The sequence below is a fragment of the Pseudomonas sp. CFBP 8770 genome, from assembly GCF_014841705.1.
Classification (GTDB): Bacteria; Pseudomonadota; Gammaproteobacteria; order Pseudomonadales; family Pseudomonadaceae; genus Aquipseudomonas.
In genome coordinates, this window is sequence record NZ_JACYUL010000001.1 from 662496 (window position 1) to 682292 (window position 19797).

The 19797-nt window shown below is 65.5% G+C and carries 24 protein-coding genes; 6 read left to right on the top strand and 18 right to left on the bottom strand.

The genetic code is table 11. The features are described 5' to 3' along the window. Nucleotides 1–22: 22 nt before the first annotated feature. Genes sctR through IFT98_RS02990 form a run of 10 tightly spaced genes read right to left on the bottom strand, consistent with a single transcriptional unit; the run spans nucleotide 23 to nucleotide 6952 of the window. On the bottom strand, nucleotides 23–679 hold the full coding sequence (sctR, locus tag IFT98_RS02945; RefSeq protein ID WP_122796795.1) for a type III secretion system export apparatus subunit SctR: 657 nt from the start codon (nucleotides 677–679) through the stop codon (nucleotides 23–25). After that, nucleotides 672–1709 (bottom strand): type III secretion system cytoplasmic ring protein SctQ, encoded by a 1038-nt coding sequence (gene sctQ, locus IFT98_RS02950; RefSeq protein WP_192047379.1) that lies wholly within the window; start codon nucleotides 1707–1709, stop codon nucleotides 672–674. The genes sctR and sctQ overlap by 8 nt, the downstream gene beginning before the upstream one ends. Beyond that, nucleotides 1702–2181 carry a hypothetical protein gene (locus tag IFT98_RS02955; protein WP_192047378.1) on the bottom strand — a complete coding sequence of 160 codons (480 nt, stop codon included), beginning with the start codon at nucleotides 2179–2181 and terminating at the stop codon, nucleotides 1702–1704. The genes sctQ and IFT98_RS02955 overlap by 8 nt, the downstream gene beginning before the upstream one ends. After that, nucleotides 2178–3509: a FliI/YscN family ATPase gene (locus tag IFT98_RS02960; RefSeq protein WP_446730805.1), complete on the bottom strand. Its 1332-nt coding sequence runs from the start codon at nucleotides 3507–3509 to the stop codon at nucleotides 2178–2180. The genes IFT98_RS02955 and IFT98_RS02960 overlap by 4 nt, the downstream gene beginning before the upstream one ends. Beyond that, complete coding sequence (locus IFT98_RS02965; RefSeq protein WP_192047377.1) at nucleotides 3506–4108, bottom strand: FliH/SctL family protein; 603 nt, start codon at nucleotides 4106–4108, stop codon at nucleotides 3506–3508. The genes IFT98_RS02960 and IFT98_RS02965 overlap by 4 nt, the downstream gene beginning before the upstream one ends. Beyond that, entirely contained in the window at nucleotides 4101–4775 is a 675-nt protein-coding gene (locus IFT98_RS02970) for a type III secretion protein (RefSeq protein ID WP_192047376.1), read from the bottom strand. The genes IFT98_RS02965 and IFT98_RS02970 overlap by 8 nt, the downstream gene beginning before the upstream one ends. After that, complete coding sequence (sctJ, locus tag IFT98_RS02975; RefSeq protein WP_192047375.1) at nucleotides 4772–5596, bottom strand: type III secretion system inner membrane ring lipoprotein SctJ; 825 nt, start codon at nucleotides 5594–5596, stop codon at nucleotides 4772–4774. The genes IFT98_RS02970 and sctJ overlap by 4 nt, the downstream gene beginning before the upstream one ends. Beyond that, nucleotides 5596–6003: a hypothetical protein gene (locus IFT98_RS02980; protein WP_244650810.1), complete on the bottom strand. Its 408-nt coding sequence runs from the start codon at nucleotides 6001–6003 to the stop codon at nucleotides 5596–5598. The genes sctJ and IFT98_RS02980 overlap by 1 nt, the downstream gene beginning before the upstream one ends. Before the next feature lie 44 nt (nucleotides 6004–6047). Then, nucleotides 6048–6257, bottom strand: a complete 210-nt coding sequence (locus IFT98_RS02985) for a hypothetical protein (protein ID WP_192047374.1) — start codon at nucleotides 6255–6257, stop codon at nucleotides 6048–6050. Nucleotides 6258–6298: 41 nt separating this feature from the next. Further along, nucleotides 6299–6952, bottom strand: a complete 654-nt coding sequence (locus tag IFT98_RS02990; RefSeq protein ID WP_192047373.1) for a type III secretion protein — start codon at nucleotides 6950–6952, stop codon at nucleotides 6299–6301. A 188-nt stretch (nucleotides 6953–7140) separates the two neighbouring features. Between IFT98_RS02990 and IFT98_RS02995 the strand changes: the two genes are divergently transcribed. Then, the gene (locus IFT98_RS02995) at nucleotides 7141–7941 is read left to right on the top strand and encodes a tetratricopeptide repeat protein (RefSeq protein ID WP_192047372.1); all 801 of its coding nucleotides are present in this window, start codon (nucleotides 7141–7143) and stop codon (nucleotides 7939–7941) included. Between the two features lie 3 nt (nucleotides 7942–7944). Here IFT98_RS02995 and IFT98_RS03000 read toward each other — a convergent pair whose 3' ends face one another. From IFT98_RS03000 to IFT98_RS03030, 7 genes are all read right to left on the bottom strand, one after another. Continuing rightward, entirely contained in the window at nucleotides 7945–8244 is a 300-nt protein-coding gene (locus IFT98_RS03000) for a hypothetical protein (protein WP_192047371.1), read from the bottom strand. A gap of 127 nt (nucleotides 8245–8371) precedes the next feature. Next, on the bottom strand, nucleotides 8372–9616 hold the full coding sequence (locus tag IFT98_RS03005; protein WP_192047570.1) for a type II and III secretion system protein family protein: 1245 nt from the start codon (nucleotides 9614–9616) through the stop codon (nucleotides 8372–8374). A 101-nt stretch (nucleotides 9617–9717) separates the two neighbouring features. Continuing rightward, the gene (gene sctV, locus IFT98_RS03010) at nucleotides 9718–11853 is read right to left on the bottom strand and encodes a type III secretion system export apparatus subunit SctV (RefSeq protein ID WP_192047370.1); all 2136 of its coding nucleotides are present in this window, start codon (nucleotides 11851–11853) and stop codon (nucleotides 9718–9720) included. After that, nucleotides 11850–12242, bottom strand: coding sequence for a tetratricopeptide repeat protein (locus IFT98_RS03015; protein WP_244650809.1), 393 nt, complete (start codon nucleotides 12240–12242; stop codon nucleotides 11850–11852). The genes sctV and IFT98_RS03015 overlap by 4 nt, the downstream gene beginning before the upstream one ends. Next, nucleotides 12232–12609 carry a hypothetical protein gene (locus IFT98_RS03020; RefSeq protein ID WP_192047369.1) on the bottom strand — a complete coding sequence of 126 codons (378 nt, stop codon included), beginning with the start codon at nucleotides 12607–12609 and terminating at the stop codon, nucleotides 12232–12234. Before IFT98_RS03020 ends, IFT98_RS03015 begins: the two co-directional genes overlap by 11 nt. A 28-nt stretch (nucleotides 12610–12637) precedes the next feature. Further along, nucleotides 12638–13540: a SctD/MshK family protein gene (locus IFT98_RS03025; protein ID WP_192047368.1), complete on the bottom strand. Its 903-nt coding sequence runs from the start codon at nucleotides 13538–13540 to the stop codon at nucleotides 12638–12640. A gap of 58 nt (nucleotides 13541–13598) precedes the next feature. Continuing rightward, nucleotides 13599–13763, bottom strand: a complete 165-nt coding sequence (locus IFT98_RS03030; protein ID WP_167335519.1) for a hypothetical protein — start codon at nucleotides 13761–13763, stop codon at nucleotides 13599–13601. 249 nt (nucleotides 13764–14012) lie between these two features. Here IFT98_RS03030 and IFT98_RS03035 point away from each other — a divergent pair, with 249 nt between their 5' ends. After that, the gene (locus tag IFT98_RS03035; protein ID WP_185793634.1) at nucleotides 14013–14744 is read left to right on the top strand and encodes an IclR family transcriptional regulator; all 732 of its coding nucleotides are present in this window, start codon (nucleotides 14013–14015) and stop codon (nucleotides 14742–14744) included. A gap of 44 nt (nucleotides 14745–14788) precedes the next feature. Here the strand turns inward: IFT98_RS03035 and IFT98_RS03040 are convergent, their stop codons facing one another. Continuing rightward, nucleotides 14789–15766 (bottom strand): hydroxyacid dehydrogenase, encoded by a 978-nt coding sequence (locus IFT98_RS03040; RefSeq protein ID WP_192047367.1) that lies wholly within the window; start codon nucleotides 15764–15766, stop codon nucleotides 14789–14791. A gap of 234 nt (nucleotides 15767–16000) precedes the next feature. Between IFT98_RS03040 and IFT98_RS03045 the strand changes: the two genes are divergently transcribed. The 4 genes from IFT98_RS03045 (at nucleotide 16001) to IFT98_RS03060 (ending at nucleotide 19769) form a co-directional block, all read left to right on the top strand. Continuing rightward, nucleotides 16001–16684 (top strand): RraA family protein, encoded by a 684-nt coding sequence (locus IFT98_RS03045; RefSeq protein WP_192047366.1) that lies wholly within the window; start codon nucleotides 16001–16003, stop codon nucleotides 16682–16684. Nucleotides 16685–16963: 279 nt separating this feature from the next. Next, nucleotides 16964–17812, top strand: coding sequence for a tripartite tricarboxylate transporter substrate-binding protein (locus IFT98_RS03050; RefSeq protein WP_197976543.1), 849 nt, complete (start codon nucleotides 16964–16966; stop codon nucleotides 17810–17812). Then, the gene (locus IFT98_RS03055) at nucleotides 17800–18261 is read left to right on the top strand and encodes a tripartite tricarboxylate transporter TctB family protein (RefSeq protein ID WP_192047364.1); all 462 of its coding nucleotides are present in this window, start codon (nucleotides 17800–17802) and stop codon (nucleotides 18259–18261) included. Before IFT98_RS03050 ends, IFT98_RS03055 begins: the two co-directional genes overlap by 13 nt. After that, on the top strand, nucleotides 18261–19769 hold the full coding sequence (locus IFT98_RS03060; RefSeq protein ID WP_122712902.1) for a tripartite tricarboxylate transporter permease: 1509 nt from the start codon (nucleotides 18261–18263) through the stop codon (nucleotides 19767–19769). Before IFT98_RS03055 ends, IFT98_RS03060 begins: the two co-directional genes overlap by 1 nt. Nucleotides 19770–19797 lie beyond the last annotated feature (28 nt).

The window sequence follows — 19797 nt, forward strand, 5'->3', positions numbered from 1 at the left end:
GCGAGGGTTGGGTGGTCGACGTTCATGCGCCGTAGCTCATGATCAGTCCGTGCATGAGGCGCGACCAACCGCTGACGGCCACGAACAGAAAGATCTTCAACGGGATCGAGATCAGCGTCGGCGAAACCATCATCATGCCCATCGCCATGAGGATGTTGGAGACGATCAGGTCGATCACCAGGAATGGGATGTAGAGCAGGAAACCGATCTCGAAGGCACGGGTCAGCTCGGAGCTGACGAACGCCGGGATCAACACCACCAGATCGTCTTCGCGAAGATCGGCGCGGGCTTCCTCCGACCAGATGCTTTCGGTCGCCTGCAGAAAGAACGCGCGCTCATCCGGATTGGCGTAGCGCGACAGGTGCGCCTGCAACGGTGCGCGCAGCACGTCGCCGGCTTCGCGAATGCCGTCCACGCTCTGCAGGCTGATGGGCTGGGCTTCGAGGCGGTGGAGCATTTCCCCCACCAGCGGCGTGGTGATGTAGACGGTGAGGATCAGCGCGATGCCGTACAGCACCAGGTTGGGCGGCGTCTGCTGCACGCCCAGAGCGTTGCGGATGAGAAACAGCACCACGGAAATCTTCAGGAAGCCGGTCATGGTGACCACCACCAACGGCACCAGGCCGATGGTGGAGACCACGATGATGATTTCGATCAGATTGGGTTGCAGCTCATTCATGGGCTGTACGGCTCGTCAGGCGCACCCCCAGGCCTTCGCCCAGGGTGACCAGTTCGCCTTGGCCGAAGGCTTTGCCATTGGCATGCAGCATGACCTGCTGACCCTCTCGGTCCGGCAGGGGCAACACGCTGCCGCAGACCAGTGCGCCAAGGGTCTGCACCGTCACCTCGAGGTGCCCGACTTCGCAGACCAGGGTGACGGGCAAATGCGCTGCAAGGTTGTCGGGGGATTGCGCCATGGTGGATTCTCCTGAGGAACGCGAAAGAAACGGAAAGGGGGCAGGCGACGGTGAACCGTCCAGGCGCAGGCCGCCGGGGATGAGCGTGGCGAACGCGTGCAGGCGCTCGGCGATGCGTACCAGCACGCCTTCGCAAGGTCGATCGAGCATGACCACGTCGCCCGGCGCCAGGCTGTGCAGTTCGTCCAGGGACAGCAGCTGCCAACCGCAGGCGACCGATACCGGCAGGGGCAGCCAGCCAGGGTGCTCCGGCACGCGTGGTACCTGGGTATCGAGCAGGGCCAATAGACGTCGGGCGGCGCCCGGGTCGAGCGCCAGACCCAGGGTGGCGTGCCACGCTCCTTGGCTGACGCTTAACCCCAGCCGAACCGGCAGCGAATCGTCGGCAAATTGTTCAGGGGTGCATTGCAAAGGCTGAGCGGTCAATTTTTCCAGGGCTTCGACGAGGTCGAGCAGCAGGTACTCGAGCAGCAGGCAACGCTGTTCCGGGTTCGCCTGTTGCAGGCTCGTGCTCGCTTCGAGGCCAAACGCATTGGCCAGCGAGCCCATGGGCAGGTAAAGGGCACCTGTGTCCTGGCCCAGCCTGAAGGCGACGTCGAGGTGGTCGTCGAGTGGCTGCGGCCAGGCTCGCACAGCCATCTGGCAGGCGTGCCCGCCCAGTGCGAACTCGATGACGGCGCGCGGGTGCAACCATTGGTTGATCAGCTCGCAGGCGGTGGCATCGACCGAAGGAAAACAGGCAAGCACCCCGGGCAGCACCGGCGTGCGTCGGATGGGGCGGACGTCACCCATGGGGCAAGCCACCGGGCCGATCTTCGGCTTCCGCTTCGGCGTGTTCGTGCGCGCGCAGGCGGACCCCGCGGACTTCCTGGGCCAGCAATTGGGCCATGGCGTCACACTGCCGCTGGTGCTGCCGACGTTGCTGCGTCAGGGTCTCCAGGCGCGCGTGCACCTGGCTCCGTTCCTCGCCGAGGGCTTGCAGCTGCTGCGCAAACTGTCGATCCAGGTGAACCCGCTCGGAGGCCTGCTGCTGGTAGCGCTGGACCTGCCAATGATCGACGATTTCACCCAACAGCGCCGCGCCGTTGCGTGCGTCGCGGCGGGCCAGGGCTTCGCTGTGCAGGCAGTGCGACTGGGTCAGGTTGTCTATCCGCTGTTCCAACTCGTCACGGCTGCGCGCCTGGCGGGCGGCAGCCATCCGTGCTTTGCGTTCGCGCAACTCGCGCAGTCGCAGCAGCGCCTGCAAGCGCTCGGCGCCGGTCACTCGAGCAACTCGAACAGCGCACGCACGGTCTGTTCATAGTCGCTGCAACTGTCGGCCTGCTGGCACAGGAATCGCTCGATAGCCCCCTGCCGCGCGATGGCGGCATCGGTCTGCGGATCGCTGCCAGCGCTGTACTCGCCCACCTGCAACAATAGCTGGACATCGGCGTACAGCGCCATGGACTGACGAATCTGCGCCGCGCTCTGGCGTTGCAGCGGCCGCACCACGGCGTCCATCAGGCGGCTGCGACTGCGCAGTATGTCGATGGCCGGGAAGTGGTTCTTCTGCGCCAGGGCGGCGCTGAGCACGATGTGCCCGTCCAGGATCGAGGTGACTTCTTCGGCCACCGGATCCTGGCTGCCGTCGCCTTCGGTAAGGACCGTGTACAGGCCGGTGATGCTGCCGCGCGCGGCCGGTCCCGCGCGCTCCAGCAGGCGCGGCAGGGCGGCGAAGAACGAAGGTGGAAAGCCGCGCCGGGTCGGCGGTTCGCCAGCCGCCAGGCCGACCTCGCGCTGGGCGCGGGCGAAGCGCGTGATGCTGTCCATCAACAGCAGCACATGCAGGCCCTGATCGCGAAAATATTCGGCAATGCTGGTTGCTACGTGAGCCGCCTGAACCCGCTCCATGGCCGGACGGTCGGACGTGGCGACCACCGCGACCGTGCGTGCGCGGGCCTGCGCGCCGAGCTGGACGTCGAGCAGTTCGCGTACCTCGCGTCCACGTTCGCCGATCAGTCCGAGCACGATGACGTCGGCGGCGGTGCCGCGCACGATGCTGGTCAGCAGCGAAGACTTGCCCACCCCCGGCTCGCCGAAGATGCCCACCCGCTGGCCACGGGCGACAGTCAGCAGGCCGTCTATGGCGCGGATACCCAGTGCCAGCGGTTGCTCGATCAGGCTGCGCGAGAACGCCGCCGGCGGCTCGCCATGCACCGGGTAGTGACGTGCCGGCCCCGGCGCCAGGGGCGGCGGTGGACCGTCGAGAAAGTGGCCCAGCGGGTCGATGACCCGGCCCAGCAGATGCTCGCCCACACTGACCTTCAGGGGCGCACCGGTGGGGATAACTTCGCAGCGGGTGGACATGCCTTGCAGCTCGCCGATCGGCGTGAGCAGGGCTTCGTCGCCTTCGAACCCGATGACCTGAGCCGCGACCAGGCGCTGGTCGAGGGGGTCGCGCAGGTAACACAGCTCACCGATGCGGGCCATTGGCAGGCTGGCGTAGACCATGATTCCGCGAATTCGCCGGACTTTGCCGCGCATCGGTCGGGGTATGGCAGTCGTGGCGCGCGCGAGCAATTCCGGCAGGGCGCTGTCGAGCACAGTGTTCACCGGGCAGACCCGACGCTTGCAGGCGCGTCCGGCAGACCCAGTGCAAGGCGCAGGCCGCGCAACTGCTCGTCGACGTCCAGGTCGACCAGCGCGGCCGGGCTCGACAGCGTGGCCTGACGCGGCCCCAGGCTGGCGTCGCCCTGGACTTGTACCGTGCCGAGCAGTCCCTGCAGCAAACTTGCGACCGCCGCCAATTGGGCCGGCGGCACGCGCAGGGTCAGTTGCTGTTGGTCGCGGAAGTCGTGCAGGGCGCGCTGGCACAGCTGCGCGATCAGGGGCGCGGCGTCGAGGTCGTCCAATACCTGGCGCACCAATGTCAGGCTCAGCTCGGCCAGTTGCACCTGCACCGTGGCCAGATAGCGCTCGACGGCGGCGGCGGTCTCGATCAGCTGTCGGCCCGCCGCCGCCTGGCCCTCGGCAAGTCCTTCGGCGCGGGCGGCAATGCGCAGGTCCCGGGCCTGCCGCTCGGCCAGCTCGAGCAGCTGTCGAGCCTGCTCGCGGGCGTTCTGCAGATATTCCTGACCGTCGATCCAATGCGCGGCTTCATCGGCACGCACGATGCGCTTGCCAGGGGTTGGCAATGGGCTGGCTTCACTCATTCATGGCCCCCTGGGTCGGCGGATCGCTGCGCACTACCCGCCGCACGATCATAGGCCCGTACTGCTCGATGCGCGGGGTAATTGGCGTGGCGGCGGCCGGGTCATCGATTTTCAATCGGTACCAGGCGGCCAGTGCGCGAGGTTGTTCGGCCAGCCAGGCGTTGACGCAGGCCTGGCCATCTCGTTCGACCACAGCGTCCAGTTCCTCGAGAGAAGCCGGCAGCTCGTGGCTGGCCAGCGGGCAAGCCAAGGCATGTTCGGCCAAGGCCAATTCAAACAGCGCATTACCGAAGTGCTCGCGCAGCGCACGGACTGCCGGTGCGCGAATCTCCCGAACCAGCGCCTCGGCCCAGAACACCACCCCGCAGCGCCGCGCCAGTTGTTTCAGTTGCGTGCAGTCCAGGGTCGCCACCGGCACATCCTCGGCTGCTGGGGCCTGTATCGCCTCGAGGGGTTGCAAGGCAAAGCGTTGCTCGAGCATGCGCGTCAACCGCTCGCGCAGGCGTGGCTGGGCCAGCATCGCGTCCAGGGTGGCGGCGGGCAGGTCGAGGTTGTCGAAGCAGGCCTGCAGGCGTGCCCGGTGCACGTTGTGCAGGGGGCGGGCGGTAAAGGTTTGCCAGCGGCGTTCGTGTTCGGCTGCAGCGATCGTGTGTTCCGGCGTGCTCATGTGACATCCACCAAGGTGTAGCTGCGCGGCCGACGTGCCTGCCACAGCACATAACCCAGCACCCCGGCCAGCGCCACGATGGCCAGCAGCATCACGCCGATCAGGGTTGCGGCGCGGGCCTGACTGCTGTCCAGCACCCAGATGCCCATGACCGAGGAAAACGCAGGTGCCTGGCGTGCGCGCTCGCGAACGGCGGCCTGTACGGGAATGACCGAGACACCGTCGTAGCCCAACCCGGCGATACCGTTGGCGACCAGGGTCTTGATCTGCGGTATCAGTGCATTGATATCCAGCCCGGCTTCGTAGCGCACGAACACCGAGGCCGAAGAGGGGGTGATGTTGCGCTTGAGCAGATCGTTGTCCGGCAGCACCACATGCACGCGGGCCGAGACCACGCCGTCGACCTGCGATACGGTGTGCGCCAGTTCCTCGCTCAACGCGTAGATCAGCTGGGCGCGTTCTTGGGTGGGCGACGAAACCAGGCCGTTGCTCTTGAACACCTCGCCCATGCTGGCGAAGGTCTGCTCCGGCAGGCCGGCCTGTTCCAGGATCGCCATGGCTTCGGCAAAGCGCTCCTGCGCCACGTTGACGGTCAAGCGCCCGTCCTTCTGCACCACGCGGTCGGCGGGGATGCCTTCGTGCAACAGCGCCGCGACCATGGTGTTGGCCTCGCGCTCACTGAGATTGGTGTACAGCTGGGTCTTGCAGCCCTGCATCAGGCAGGCGAGCAGGACGATGGCCAGCAGGCGGCGTGCCGTGCGCTGCAGTATCGGGAGAGGCAGTATCGAGACAGGCAGTATCGAGAAAGGCGTAAGGTTCATCATTGACCCTTGAGCAAGGTGTTGGCGGCGCCGGATACCTGGGTGGCACCGCGCACCACCATCTGCGTCTCGATGGAGTGATCGAACATCAGGCTCAACGATTCCACGACTTTTTGCAGTTGCGGGTCGGCAGCGGCCTGCGCCGGGGCCGGGTGACCGGCCCCGGCAGGGTCGGTCTGTCTGGCGCCGAGGTCGGCGGCGCGCTCGGCGAAGCGCTGGGTGCGATTGAAGAAGCCGTCGAGGTTGTCCAGAACACCGGCCCCTAACTGCGCAGGGCTGGTGCCGGTGGGTGCGACGGCGGGTTGCCGGGCCATGTGCTCGAAAAGGTTCTGCGATACCTGGCCGGTGCCCACTGCATCGGCGATGGGTGGCTGTGCCGGTACGGCAGTGGCGGCAATGGGCAGCATGGTCAGGCTCCTGTTCGACGATGGGAAGGTTCAGCGCGACGCAATCACTCGTCGGACATCGCTTCGTTCAGCATTTCGTTGGCCTTGGGCATGATGATCATCTGGCCGGCCACGGTGACCGCGCCGCTGACCAGTTGATCGGTGAACTCGGCGTCGCTGAGTTCCGTGGAGCTGTCCAGCGCAGCGTTGAATTGCGCTTCGCCGTTCGTGCCGGAGGAGGGGTCGAGGTTCGGATCGATAGCGTTTGTAGCCATGGTCGTTCTCCTTGCAGGTGAGCCCGAAGGCGGGGTTGAACTCAGTCCAGGCCCGAGACCACCTGGGTCTCGGCGCCGCCACGAAAGATCCGCACACTGCGGGCGGCAGGTTGGCTAGCGGCCGTGTGGCGCAGCGGCGGCCGCAGGGCGGCGAGTTGCTCGTCGATCAGGCTCAGGTAGCCTGGCGCACCGGCGGCGCTCACCCTGCGAGCGCTGGCATCGACGCTCAGCCGGGCGCGTGGGCCACCGGCGAGCAGCGGGGCCAGTGCGCCTTGAACCGCAGCGGCCGACAGCGTGCCGGTGTCGAAGGTGCGTGCCGCGGTGTCGTTGGCGCTGTCGACGAACAGCGTGCTGCCATCGAAGTACCAGCCAAGCCCGTTGGCCGTGCTCAACGCAGCGAGGAAATCGGCGGCGCTGTCGCCAGCCACCTTGCCGCGGACCTTGCCTTTGACGGCGTCAGAGATGACCACTGCAAAGCCAAGGTTGCTGCCCATTTCCTGCAGCACACCGCGTACATCCTGGTCGATGATCAGGTAGGGATAGGGCTGTGCGGTCCAGGCCAGCGTGGCAGCCGCCGATGCGCAGGCATCGGGTCCGGCCAGCATGGCGAGGATCAGCAATGCGCATGGCAGCCCCGGCGTACTGCGCAAGCGCTGGCTGGATCTGGCGGTGATGTCCGGGCCGTGCTGGCTCATGCGCTGTGCGTTCCTGCCGATTGTTTGAACGGGGCGAGTGTAGCCGCGCGCACTTTGCGTTTTTGTGACGGTCGGCAAACGCGCCACGCACTGCAAGCCTTGCACCCCATGCAAGTGCGTGTTGTCACCGGACTGTCATCTGGGTAGGGTTCACTCAGCCCTTTGTCAGCCTTCAGGGGAGGGGTGTAGTGGGTTTTTCAAGACCTGGAAAGTCTCTAGCGATCACGGCGCTGGCGGCGTCCTGCGTGCTGTTGGGCGGCTGCGCAACGCAGACCCCGCCCAGCGATGACGGCGCGCGATTGATGCAACTGGCGGCCGAGGTCGATCGTCGCGGCGATCCTTCTTCGGCGGTGGCGCTCTACGAGCGCGCCGCCGTACTCTCCAAGGAGGCGCCCGAGGTCATGCTGCAGTTGGGTGAAGCGCGTTTGGCCAGCGGCGATCCTCAAGGCGCGGCGCGGGCCTTCCGTGGCGTGCTGGTCAACCAGAGCAAGGAGCCGCGGGCGCTGCTGGGCCTGGGCACCGCGTTGCTGCAGAGCGGCGAAGTCAGCCGCGCCAGTGACACCCTGGCGCAGGCAGCGCCGCTGATCGGCACGGCCACTGCCTACAATCGCCTGGGTACCGCTGCGATGCTCGCGGGCCGGCAGGCACAGGGCATTGCCGCGCTGCGCCAGGCCCATGACCTGGCCCCGCAGAACCTGGATATCAGTACCAACCTGGCCTTGGCTCATGCGCTTGGCAGTCAGCCGAACCAGGCCGTCGAGCGCATGGCACAGGTGGTACGCTCGCCACTGGCACGTCCCAGTCACCTGCGTCAGCAATTGCTGGTGCTGACCTTGGCCGGCCAGGAGCAGCGCATCGCTGCCGAACTGCCCGACCTGAGCGAAAGCGAGCGGATGGCGTTGATCGGCAAGGCACGGGCCATCAAGGTGCTGCAGGATCCGGCCGACCGCGCTCGCGCCCTCGGCATTCTCGCGCGCCAGGCGCGCTGAACTTCAAGGCGCTGGCGCGGCGAGGCGTTCACGCTCCAGCTCGCGCCGGCGCTCCAGATCGGCCGTTTCCCCAAGCAGGTACTGTTGCGCAGCGCGACCCACCGGCGCCGCCAGGGTCGGCCCCATGGCTTGCCCCCGATGCAGGTCGCGGGTGTCTTGCACCATGCGCTGCAGGTTCAGGGCATTGGCACACCCCAGCGGCAAGCGCGCTCGGCCTGCGATGTTATCGACACCCGTGCACGCTGCCGGCACGGTGCGCGCAGCGCCCGTCGACGGATCGTCGCGCAGCTGCAAGTAATCCACGGAGTCATCCGCGGTTTCCAGTTCGGTGGCGCACCCGCCAAGCATCAGCAGGGACGCGACACAGGCCAATGTTCTGCAGCAGGCCATCCATCGACGATGAGCCCTTACAGGTTTACTGCACACAGGTTCAGTCCACATAGAAGCCGAACTCCGTGTGGGCGGTGAGCGCAACGTTGCCTCCCGCCAGCCGCCAGGCCGGGTTGTCGCTGGCCGGGTCGAGCGGTGTGGCCAGGCTGCGGTCAGCCACCGGTTCGACGATGTAGGGCGTGATCAGGATGACCAGTTCGGTTTCACTGCGCTGGAAGCGTTTGGACCGGAACAGATTGCCCAGCACCGGCACGTCGCCCAGCAGTGGCAGCTTGTCGATGTCCTGCGAACTGCTGCGCTGAAACAGCCCGGCGATGGCGAAGGTCTGTCCGCTGCCGACTTCGACCCGGGTGTCGGCCCGGCGGACCTGGAAACTGGGGACGCTGAACCCGCTGATCTGTACCTGGCTGGTGGTCGACGGGCTGCTGACTTCCGGCCGGACCTGCAGGCCGATGCGTTTGTTGGGCAACAAGGTCGGGGTGAACTGCAAGGAAACGCCGAACGATTTGTAGTCGATGCCGATCAACTGGTTGCCGACCGGGACGGGTACGGGAATCTCGCCACCGGCCAGGAAGCTGGCGGTCTGACCGCTCAGAGCGGTGATGTTCGGCTCCGCGAGGATTTCCAGGAAACCGTTGCTCTGCAAGGCGTCGAGCAGCACATCGACGCTGGCGCTGCTGGAGTTGAACCCGGCCGACAACAGGTTGGTGGCGCCGGCCACCGCCGAACTGGCCAGCGGGCCGCCGGTGATCAGGCCGAAGGAAAACGAGCCGCTGTTGATCAAGGCATTCCAGTTGACGCCGTAACGCAGCAACTGCTCGCGGGAGACCTCGGCAAAGCGCACGCGGATATTGACCTGGGGCGAGCCGTTGTAGGTCGCGGCGTTGATCGGCGGCACGCCCGCCGGAGCGCTGCTGACCAGCAGGGCGTTGAGTTCGATGGCGCTGTCGATGTCGGCCACCGCACCGTCGGCCAGCAAGCGCTTGCCCTGGCTGCGCACCTGCACCTGATTGTCCGGGTTGTGCTGCTGCAGCGCTGTGCCGATGGGAGGGCGGACGCTCACGCCCACGCTGCCCTGCGATGCTTGTTGGGCGTCCAGCGCAATCAGGTTGGTCTGGCCGTCCGTCTTGCCGAACACATAGGCTACGCCGGGCGAAACGATGCGAATGTCGGCGACCGCGTTGTCAGCGACGAACACCGATTCCACGGGCGCGGCAAAGCGCAGGATCCGCCCCTCACCCACGTTCAACTGCACCGTTTCGCTGGGCACCGGATCGAAGTTCATCCCCTGTGCCGGCCCGGCCAGCGCAAGCGCCAGCCATGCGCCGGCGCACGGCACTCGGCGTGCCAGACCCAGCAGCCGGTGGGTGGGCATCGACAGCCGGTTCATGCCAGGACTCCTGCATCGGGAGCGGCGAGCGCAGCAGCGGGGCTGCCGGGCAGGGCGATGGAGCGCAATGTATGCAAGGTGAATTCTCGGGTCAGGTCTTGATAGGACAGCACGGGGATTTCCAGGTCGTGGCGCACCAGCCACTGGCGCAGATAGCGGCGCAGATCGGCCGACACCATCAACACCACTTGAAAGTCGTCGTCCGTGCGGTTGAACGCTTGACGCAGTTGCTCCAGCAACGCTTGGCCGAGCGCTTCCGGCAGGCCCGCGCTGCGGCTTGTTTCGCTGCGGCGCAGCGCCTGGCGAATCGCGTCCTCGGCAGGTCGGGCGAGGACGAAGGCGGCGATGACCCGGTGCTCGTCGGCGTAGCGATGACAGATCTGGCGTGACAGCGCGCCGCGGGCGTGTTCGCTCAGCACATGCAGTTCGAGATCGCGCGGGCCCCATTCCACCAAGGCTTCGAGCAGGCCACGCAAGTTGCGCAAGGCAATGCCCTCGTCGAGCAGGCGGCGCAGAATGTCCGCCAGGCGCTGGAGCGAGGTGTGCCGCAAGGTTTCGCGCACCAGTTCCGGATAATCGGCTTCGATACGGTCGAGCAGACGGCGGGTTTCCTGAATGCCGATGAAGTCCGCTGCGTAACGCGTCAGCACGGTCTGCAGATGTGCGCCCAGCGCCTGTTCCAGCCCATGAAAACCGATGCCGGCCTGTTCCAGCGCCTCGCGGTGAACCTGGTCGACCCACAGCGTGTCGCTGCGCCCCACCAAGGCCATGCCGTGCTGCGGCTCGACGTCGAGCAACTGCAAGTGCAGCGGGTCGTCGCGCACCCACAGGTGGGCGGCAGGCAACGGACCGGCGCTGATTGGAATGCCTTCGAGCAGGACCGCGAACTGATCGGCGGCCATGCCGGGATCGATCCGCGTTCCCACCTCGGGCAGCTCGATGCCCAGTTGCTGCATCACTGCCTGGCGCGCGTCCTCGGCGTGCTCGCGCAGTTCGTCCGCAGTAAGGTGCAGGGCCAGGGTCTGGCCGACCCGCAGCATGATGCGCCGCTCGGGCTCCACGGGCTCCGGCAGGCGTTCGACGGAAGCCGTGGCACCGGCAACGCTGGCCTGTTCGGTTGCCGTGGCGGGCAGGCTCTGGGTCAGGACGTGGCGCGCCTGGCGCCGGTGCAGGGCCCATGCGGCGGCGCCCAGGATCGCCGAGATGACCACGAACACCAGCGCAGGGAAACCGGGAATGAACGCCACTGCCAGCAGGATAACGGCAGTCAGGGTCAATGCGCGTTGGTTCGAGCCCAGCTGGCCGATGATCTCGCTGCCCAGGTCCTGGTCGTCATCGCTGGCAACGCGGGTCACCACGATGCCGGCGGCCACCGCGATCAGCAGCGCCGGGATCTGCGCGATCAGGCCATCGCCGACGGTCAACAGCGAATAGGTATGGCTGGCTTCGCTGAACGAAAGCCCGCGTTTGGCCATGCCGATGGCCATGCCGCCGAGCAGATTGACGAACAGGATCACCAGGCTGGCGATCGCGTCGCCCTTGACGAACTTCATGGCCCCGTCCATGGCCCCGTACAGCTGACTCTCGCGCTCCAGCAAAGAACGCCGCTGTTTGGCTTGCGCCGGTTCTATGTCGCCGTTGCGCAGGTCATTGTCGATGCTCATCTGCTTGCCCGGCATGGCGTCCAGGGTGAAGCGTGCGGCCACCTCGGCGACCCGTTCGGCGCCCTTGGTGATCACCAGGAACTGGGCCACGGTAATGATCAGGAACACTACCAGACCGATCACCACCTCTCCGGCAATCACGAACTCGCCGAAGGCCGCGACAATCTCGCCCGCGTCGCCCTGCAGCAGAATCAAGCGCGTGGTGGTGATCGACAGCGACAGGCGCAACAGGGTGCTCAGCAGGATGATCGGCGGCAAGGCGGAAAAATCCACCGAACGCGAAACGTAGAAGGCCACCACCAGCACCAGCAGGCTGAAGGCGATGTTCACCGCAATCAGCGCGTCGACCATGATCGTCGGCAACGGAATGATCATCATCACCACGGCCAGCATCATGAAGGCGGCAATGACCACGTCGCTGCGCTGCGATGCCAACACCGCCAGGCGGTTGAGTGGGGCGAGATTCATGGGTTCGAAGTCCTTGGCGGGGCAGGCCCCAGCAGGTGACGGGAAAAGCACTCGCGTGCGCCGGCATGATCGCCGCTGACCCACAGGGCACGGCTGCGCAGCAGTGAGTGGCACGGGTGCTCGCCTTCCAGGCCGATCAGGTAGTCGAGTGCATTGAGCGCTCGGCGTCCGTCACCCGATTGAGTGAACAAGCCGATCAGGCTGCGCAGGATATGAATGTCGTCCGGGCAGATTCGATAGGCCATCAGCAGGTAGGTCAGGCCGCGTCGCTCCTGGCCGCTGCGTGCATACGACTGCCCGCGGCTGTGCAGCCACTGGGCGCAGTCACGCGCCGACGGCGCCGCGCGGCTCATTTCCATCTCGCCTGCCAGTTCGTGTTCAGCGGTCATGGTCAACCCCGGTTTCCAGGTGGGCCTCGATGTCGCGCTGCAGTTGCATCTCTTCGTGCAGCAACGCCAGCGCCACTGCTTCGGTTTCCGCATCGGCGCCCAAGTGCGGCACGATGACGTCGATCAGGTGCTGGAGAATCTGCGCGGTGCGGTGCGGGCTGAATATCGTCGGGTCCTGAACCTGAACCTGCGTCAGTTGCTCGAGCCGTCCGCGCAGCAATTTGCCGACATCGGCACGCCGGTTGCGAATGGCTTTCTCGAAGGCCTCGCGGGTAGCCGTCGCGGCACTGGCGGCGGCTGGCTGCACCGGCTCGCTGCGCAGACTGCCGGCCGTGGGCTCCGGCCCCTTGCGCGCCTCAACCTTCAAGCCGGTCGCTCCCGCTTGGCCAGCACGGTCATAGGGTCAACTCGAATTCCTTGCCCTGGCGGGCAAGAATCAGCCGATCGTGTTCGATACGCTGCAGGACCCAGCCATCGGCCAGCGCCGCACCGGGGTAGAGTCGCTCGCCGCGCTCGCCCACCACATAGGGCTGCGGGCCCAGCCAGACCGCTCGGAAATGCACCCGCGGCGGAACCAGCGGCGGCGCCGGCAGAACATCGTTGCGCAGCACCGGCGCATTGCCCCAGGTGCGGTCATACCAGCTCTGTACCTCGATCCAGCGGGTACGCTGATCACTGTCGACCAGGCCACTGACCCGCAGCGTGTTGCCCTGGGCGTCGATGGACAACGGTTGCAGGCCCGCTTGATCCAGGCGATCACGCAGCGCCGCCAGTGCCCGAGGCTGTGCGCCGGCGATTGCGGGCGGGGCATCGGCAGTCGGGGCATTGCTCGCGGCGGCCAGCGCTGGCGCGGCATCGGTCCATGGCTGCCACAGGTACCCTGCGAGGATCAGCAGGCACGCCACGGCGAGCAGCGTCCAGCGAACGGTTCCCGGCGGACGCGGTGGTTCGCTGCCGGGCGGATGCGCCAGGCGCAGGGAGGTCTGGCCAACGCCCAGTTGCACCGGCAGGCTGCAGCGGTAGCCGTGGCCTTGGGCAACGCGCACATCGCCCACCATGACATCGCCGCCGGTGGCCTCGATCGCCAGGAAGCGCCGGTGCACGTGAACGGTGAGGTGGGTTGCATGGATCTGGGGGTCGCTCAGGACGATGTCGCAGTCTTCATGGGCGCCGATGCGACAGACACTGCTTTCAAGCGCAACGACCGCACCGGCATGGGGGCCGCTCAGTACGTTGAGCTCGGGAAGAAGGGGGTGGGCAGTCAATGGCAGGGAGCGGTGTGCAGCAATCACAGGCATTCATCACTCGGCGTCGACAAGAACGGGTGGGTGGCGCAGCACGCCACCCACCAGCGAATCAGTTCTGCGGACGCTGCTTGGCGGCGTCGAGCTCGGACTTCTTCTCGGTGGTGATCTCAGTCACCTTGGCCGATTTCTCGATGGCCGAGTCGAAGGCCGCGGTCATTTTCTCGATCGCTGCGTCGGCGCTGCTGGTGCTTGCTGCTGGGGTAGTGGTGCTCATGGTGTCTCTCCTTGTTGAGGGGATTAATGTCTGATTCGCTGCTACTGCACAGATGCAGACGGCATGTCACCACAGCCACCTTGAGGTGAGTCCCGGTGGCTGCAGGGGTACCCTACAGGCAAGGCGGTTAAGGAATTGTGTCAGCGGCGAAATGCGCAGCGCTCAGTTGTAGCGGCCATACGGTGGTTGTCGGATAATGACGCGCAGCCCCGCCAGCTTGGTCGGGGGATCGCCACTGAGGATTGTCTGATGGTAAAAGCGCGCCCGCGTCCGGCGGTAAATGGAGTCGCTTCGGCCGATCGGGTGCTCACGGTGCTTTCCGCGTTCGCCATCGGCGACACGGCGCTGAGTCTGGTCGAGTTGGTGAACCGTACCGGATTGATCAAAAGCACCATCATGCGGCTGATGGTTTCGCTGGAAGACCATGGCTACATCACCCGCATGGCCGACGGACGCTATCAGCTCGCCAGCGAAGTCATGCGACTGAACGCGGTGTATCAAGAGGCGCTGGACCTGGAGCGCCACGTGATGCCCCGGCTGCACCTGTTGGCTGAACAAACCGGCGAGACCGCCTCGTTCTACGTGCGCCACGGCGCCTACCGAATGTGCCAGTTCCGGGTGAACTCGGCGCATCGGCTCAGGCTCAACCTGCAGCCCGGCGACATGCGCCCGATGGACGAAGCGGCGGGGGCACAGGCACTGCGCGTGCCGGTCCAGATCGGCACGTCGCTGGACAAACCCTATTTCTCCAAGGGCGCTACCGACCCACACGCCGCGTCGATTGCCTTGCCGGTGTATGGCGCGCAGCGCGAGCTGATGGGCGCGCTGGTGATCTCCGGACCTGCCAGCCGCCTGACCGAAGAAGCGGCTGAAAGCCACTGGGCGCTGCTGTTCGACACCGCGCGCGACCTCATGCGCAGCCTGGGTTTCAAGCCGGCGGACGAGCAGGCGTCCAGCGCTGAGCCAACCGCCGCCCAATAGCGTTCCTCGCAGGGCCGCCCTTCATCGGCAGCGCCCGACGACGATCAATGGCCCAGCAGGTGGCGGTTGACCACGCAGCGTGGGTCCAGCTGCGCACCGTTCCAGACGGCCAGAATCTGCTGCAGCGCCACCAGGCCCACCCGGTCGCGTGCTTCGCTGGTGTTGGCGCCGACGTGGGGCGTGGCGACCAGCGTCGGCAGGTCCCATAGCGCGCTGTCCGCAGGCGGCGGCTCGGGGCTGAACGTGTCCAGCCCGGCACCGGCGATCTGCCCTTGTTTCAATGCCTTCACCAACGCCTGGGTATCCACCAGCTCGCCGCGCGCGGTGTTGATCAGCACGCTGCCCGGGCGCATGCGCGCCAGTTGCGCCGCACCGATCAGGTGATGGTTGCTGTCGGTCAGCGGGCAGTGAAGGCTGATCACATCGCTGTCGGCCAGCAGCTTGTCGAGGTTTTCTTCGCGCTCGACATGGGCCCGCAGTGGCAGCTCGCGCAGGTAGGGGTCGTAGACCTTGACGCGCATCCGTAGCGGCGCCACCAGGTCCATCAGGATGCGGCCGATAGCGCCCAGGCCGATCAGCCCCAGGGTTTTGCCGAACAATTCGATGCCGTTGGCCGATGACTTGTCCCAATGGCCGGCGCGCAGGCGTGCGTCCAGCCGGGCAGTCTGCCGCGCGACGCTGAACATCAGGGCAAATGCATGTTCGGCCACCGACTGCGCGTTGGCCCCGGCGGCAATGGTGACGGGAATGCCCCTCTCGGCGGCCGCCTGGATGTCGATGGTGTTATAGCCCACGCCGTGCTTGGCGATGATTTTCAGCGAGTGCGCAGCGTCGATCATTGCCCGAGTCAGTTGGCCCTGGCGGACGATAATTGCGTCGGGCTGCTCGGTCGCGATGGTCGCCAGCAGCTCGGGCTCGGGCAGATAGGGCGTGGTGGCGATGATCCTGAGGCCCTCTGCGGCGGCCAGGCGCATGGCCTCGGGGGCAAGTTCGGGACCAGTCAGCAAGACGGTGCGGGGCATCGTGAATACCTTGTTTTTATGGGTGAGTGGTTCCAGCCGGGACGCGGTGCGCGAGCAGGTCTAGACGGGCACTCGAATCTATCATAATGAAACGACGTTGCGATAATACTTAAAATAAAGTCCTGTTCCTCTTCGGATCAGGTGCAATTGGGTATTGATTTGGTATTTATGAAATGCAATTCTAAAAAAACAATTGTCCATGACATCGAATAACATCAAGCAGAGGTATGTCACATGAGCATCGGTTTTCAGGTTGTGCAGCGTTCACGCCGCGTGAGCCCGCAATGGGTCGAGCGCTTCCGCGAGCTTCCCGTAGCCAACGTCAGCGATTCGATGAATCGCATGACCGCCGGTGGCGCCCGCCTGCGGCCCATGCACCGTCAAGGCGTGCTGGCCGGACCTGCGCTGACGGTCAAGGCGCGGCCTGGCGACAACCTGATGCTGCACTACGCACTGGACATCGCCGAGCCGGGCGATGTGATCGTGGTCGACGCCGGTGGCGACCTGACCAATGCGCTGATCGGCGAAATGATGGTGGCCTACGCCATCAAGCGCGGCGTGGCGGGGATCGTCATCAATGGCGCCATTCGTGATGCGGCCAACATCGCCTCAGGCGACTTTCCATTGTTCGCCGCCGGTGTGTCCCACCGCGGGCCGTACAAGGATGGCCCCGGTGAGGTCAACGTTCCGATCGCCATCGACGGCATGGTGGTGGAGCCCGGCGATCTGGTGATCGGCGATGAGGACGGCTTGCTGTGTGTGCCCTTCGAGCATGTCGAGCAGGTGTACGCGCGGGCGGCTGCCAAGTACGCCGCCGAGCACAAGCAGATGGAGCAGATCGCGCAGGGCAGCAATGACCGCACGTGGGTAATCGCGGCGCTCAAGGCCAAGGGTTGCGTGCTGCCGGGTCAAACATGATGTATGCGTTCATCTGCGTGAAGCACTGGCTGTCCGCCAGTCATTAATCGCTTTTAAAATGACGTTCTATTCTGCTAGATTCGAAATCCTGCCTACTTGCATCACCCGAAGAAGCTGACAGATACGCCCCGAACACGCTTGTTGCCTCACATAAAAACAACAGAGGAACACTTCATGAATCACTGCAAATCCGTTTTGTCCGCAACGCTTGTGGGTTTGGCCCTGAGCTCTTTCAGTGCTCACGCGGCTTGGCCGGAAGACCGTCCAATCGAATTTCTCGTGGCCTATGCGCCCGGTGGCAGCACCGACGTGATGGCGCGCACCATGCAGCCGTACCTGGAAAAACGTCTCGGGGCGAAAGTCGTCATCGTCAATCGGCCCGGTGCCGCTGGCGAAATCGCCTACACCGCATTGAGCAAGGCACGGCCCGATGGCTACACCTTCGCGTTCATCAACACCCCGGGTTTTCTCAGCACCCGAGTGCAGCGCAAGGTGGGCTATGCGGCCGACTCCATTCGCCCGGTGGCACGTATCGTCGACGACCCCACCGTGCTCGCCGTGCCCAACGATTCGCCCTACAAAACCCTCAACGATTTCATCCAGGCTGCCAAGGCTGCACCCGGCAAGCTGTCGGTGGGCACCTCGGGCGTGGGCACCGACGATCACCTGATGATGGTGCAACTGGACCAGCTTGCAGGCATCGAGCTGACCCACGTTCCCTTCGGTGGCGCATCGGAGTCCAGCACCGCCTTGATGGGCGGGCACATCAGCGCGGCCGGTCAGAACATCAGCGAGCTCAGCGATGACACCAAGTACCGCGTGCTGGCGCAGTTTTCGGCCGAACGCATGCCCCAGGAACCCGACCTGCCCACGGCCAGGGAGCAGGGCGTCGACCTGGTGATGACCTCCGAGCGCGGCATTGCCGCGCCTGCCAAAGTCCCGGTGGAGATCGCCGCGCGCATGTCCGTGGCCGTCAAGGAGGTGCTCGAGGATCCGGCCTTTCTCAAGCAAGCCAAGGACCTGTCGTTGCCTATCGCCTACCTGTCCGGTGAGGACTGGGCGGCCCAGATGCCTGCGCAGACGGAGCGTTTCCAGCAGCTCTGGAGCGCGTCGCCATGGGTGAAATGAGCTTGACCGCACGGGGCAACCGCCCCGATCTGCTGGCCAGCGCGATCTTCATCGGCCTCGGCGCGCTGGTGCTGTGGTCGACGCGCGACCTGCCGGCCGGCAGCGCTGCCATGATGGGGCCCGGGTTCATGCCGCTGACGATCGGCTCGCTGATCATCATTCTCGGCTTGATCGTGGGGCTGATGGGCTTGTTCAAACAGGTGGAGTCGATTGACCCGGTCAAGCTGCGACCGCTGTTGATCCTGCTGGCAGCAGTGGGCGGGTTCGCCCTGGCCGCCGAGCTGGCCGGGTTCGTCATCGCCGCGGCAGGGTTGATCATCTTCGGCAGCATGGCCGACAAGGCGTGGCGGGTCCGTGAGGTACTCATCTCCAGTACCGTGCTGACCCTGTTCGGGCTGCTCGTATTCATCTACGGACTCGACGTCCAAATGCCGGTGGGGCCCTTCTGATGGACATGTTCGACGCGCTGTACCTGGGCTTTTCCGAAGCGTTGAGCCCGACCAACCTGGCGTTCTGCCTGATCGGTGCGCTGCTGGGTACCTTGATCGGCGTCCTGCCGGGCATCGGCCCGACAGCGACCGTGGCGATCCTGCTGCCGATTACCTACTTCCTGCCGCCGCTAGCCGCGCTGATCATGCTGGCAGGGATTTTCTACGGCGCTCAATACGGGGGATCGACCACAGCCATTCTGGTCAATTTGCCGGGTGAAGCCTCGGCGGTCGTCACGGCGCTGGACGGCCATGCCATGGCCAAGCAGGGCAGAGCTGGCGCGGCACTGGCCACCGCAGCGCTGGCGTCGTTCTTCGCTGGCACCGTGGCGACCGTGGCCCTGGCCGTTGCAGGGCCGCTGCTGTCGAAGTTCGCGCTGTCATTCGGCCCTGCCGAGTATGTGGCGTTGACCGTGTTCGGGTTGTTGGCGGCGACCATCCTGGCCAGCGGCTCGGTGATCAAGGCCGTCGGCATGGTCTGCATCGGTCTGTTGCTGGGCATGATCGGCATCGACGTGAGCAGCGGTTCGACCCGGCTGACATTCGGCAGCACCGACCTGTACGACGGTATCGATTTCGTGGTCATCGCGGTCGGCCTGTTCGGCATCGCCGAGATCGCAGTCAACCTGGAGTCTGGCGAGGCCAAGACCTCACTGGCCGGCAAGATCACGCGCCTGTGGCCCACCCGTGAGGATTTCCGCCGGGCCTGGCCGGCCACGTTGCGGGGCACGGCGCTGGGGACGTTTCTCGGTGTACTGCCGGGCGGCGGTGCAACGTTGAGCGCCTTCAGTGCCTATTCCCTGGAAAAGAAGATGTCGAAGACTCCGGAGAAGTTCGGCACAGGCCTGGTCGAAGGGGTGGCCGCACCGGAAGCCGCCAACAACGCCGGCGCGCAGTCTTCGTTCATTCCGCTGCTGACCCTGGGCATTCCGTCCAACTCGATCATGGCAATGATGCTCGGGGCCATGATGATCCACGGCATCACCCCCGGCCCGTCGGTCATCACCAACCAACCGGCTTTGTTCTGGGGACTGATCGCCAGTATGTGGATCGGCAACGTCATGCTGTTGGTCATCAACCTGCCGTTGATCGGCCTTTGGGTGCGTCTGCTACGGGTACCGTACCGTCTGTTGTTTCCGGCCATCCTGTTGTTCTGCTGCGTCGGCGTGTACAGCGTGAACAACCGCGGTTTCGACGTGGCCCTGGTGATCATCTTCGGTCTGCTGGGGTATCTGTTCCGCAAGGCCAAGTGCGAGCCAGGGCCGCTGCTGCTCGGCTTCGTGCTGGGGCCGCTGCTGGAGACCAACCTGCGCCGCGCGCTGTTGATCTCTCAGGGCGACCCCGCCGTGTTGATCGAGCGACCCATCAGTGCCGTGCTGTTCGCCGCGTCCGCCATTCTGCTGGTAATGATGGTGCTGCCAGCGTTTCGCAAGAAACGCGAAGAGGCCTTTCAGGACGAAGAGGTCTGAAGAGCTGAGGGGCCGCCGAGCGTCGATC